General features: G+C 46.8%; 1 pseudogene. It reads left to right on the top strand.

Annotation, left to right across the window (positions count from 1 at the left end):
- Positions 1 to 145 precede the first annotated feature (145 nt).
- Positions 146 to 1027: pseudogene (locus MUW49_RS18630) on the top strand (DEAD/DEAH box helicase family protein); the annotation flags it as partial.
- Positions 1028 to 1175 lie beyond the last annotated feature (148 nt).

Genomic DNA, 1175 nt, shown 5'->3' with positions numbered 1-1175 from the left:
CTGAAATGACGTGCAGTGACGATTAAAAAGTGTGAAGGCGATCCTGACTATAAAGTTAACTGCATATCACAGGCCTATAAGTATTTGTTTTGTAGGCAAAAAACTATTTTTAATTTTTAACAAAATGTTCACGATCTCGCCCTGCCCCATCTCTGCCAATTTAAAGCAATATGCCGAAGATATTTTTCCTCTGACCGGTCTAACGCAAAGTGAGCTGTTCTGCGGCAGCAATGCGGGTTTGTCGATGGAGTCAGAGATTAAACGGGAGATATTATCGGCAGATAGCATCTGCTGGCTGGTCTCATTTATCAAGTGGGCAGGTATCCGTATTTTCCGTCATGAGCTGGAAGAGTTCACTCGCAGCGGCCGCCAATTAAAAGTAATTACTACCTCATATATGGGGGCGACCGACGCCAAGGCAGTTGAATTTTTAGCCAGCCTCCCAAATACCGAAGTCAAACTCAGCTATAACACCCAGCGCGAGCGGTTGCATGCCAAGAGCTATCTCTTTTGCCGAAATACCGGTTTTCATACCGGCTATATAGGTTCCTCCAATCTCTCTCACTCTGCCCTCACCAGCGGCTTGGAGTGGAACCTAAAAATCACCTCGCAAGAGATCCCTCATATTATCGAGAAATCCCTGAGTACCTTTGAAACCTATTGGGAATCCGATGATTTTGAGCTGTTTGATGGCAAGCTCGAAAGCCGTACAAAATTGCAGCATGCACTGCAAGAGGCCCGTGGGGATGGGGACAGAAATAACCCTGCCTATTTCTTTGATATCACGCCGTTTCCCCATCAACTGGAGATCCTTGAACAATTGGCGATGGAGCGCGCTTTACACCAGCGCTTTCGTAACTTGGTGGTAGCGGCTACCGGTACAGGGAAAACTCTGATCTCCGCCTTTGATTTTGCGCATTTTTTGAAAACCAAACCCGATGCCAAGTTTCTGTTTGTCGCCCACAAAGAGGAGATCTTGCGCCAAGCATTAGCCTCGTACCGCGGAGTGCTCAAGCAATCAAATTTTGGTGGCTAATAACATCATGTCGATCAGCCAATAACATCATGCCGATCACCATTTTTCTACCCGCAGGAACTGCGTCTTTCTTTTACTCTGCCTGATCGGCATCGGTCAAGTTGATGCCCTGTTTTCGCATCGACTCACCTGTCAAACC

The organism is Aeromonas sp. LsrichE-8G, from assembly GCF_022869435.1.
In the GTDB taxonomy this organism is placed as follows: domain Bacteria; phylum Pseudomonadota; class Gammaproteobacteria; order Enterobacterales; family Aeromonadaceae; genus Aeromonas; species Aeromonas caviae.
Note: the sequence above shows the minus strand (reverse complement) of the source record. Positions and strands in the feature narration are given on the sequence as shown.